This is a genomic window from Psychrobacter sp. CAL346-MNA-CIBAN-0220, assembly GCF_040309805.1.
Taxonomy (GTDB): domain Bacteria; phylum Pseudomonadota; class Gammaproteobacteria; order Pseudomonadales; family Moraxellaceae; genus Psychrobacter.
This window is the reverse complement of the sequence record NZ_JBEOPF010000596.1, coordinates 1-247: the sequence shown is the minus strand read 5'-3', so window position 1 is coordinate 247 and position 247 is coordinate 1. Positions and strand designations below refer to the sequence as shown.

The window sequence follows — 247 nt, the reverse complement described above, 5'->3', positions numbered from 1 at the left end:
GGCCCAAGGCCTGTTGCAGCGCCTGGAAGCGTCGATTGTGTTCGAAGACAACAAGCTGATCGTGATCAACAAGCCCTGTGGCATTGCGGTTCACGGCGGCAGTGGCTTGAACTTCGGCGTGATCGAAGCCTTTCGTCAGTTGCGCCCCGATTGCAAGGAGCTGGAGTTGGTTCATCGCCTGGACCGCGACACGTCTGGCCTGCTGATGATCGCCAAGAAGCGCAGCATGTTGCGCCATCTGCACACC

At 59.1% G+C, this 247-nt stretch carries 1 protein-coding gene; it reads left to right on the top strand.

What is annotated here, in order from left to right; all coding sequences use genetic code 11:
• A partial coding sequence (locus AAEY88_RS14945) for a pseudouridine synthase (RefSeq protein ID WP_350563654.1) occupies positions 1 to 247 on the top strand: 247 nt, incomplete at both ends.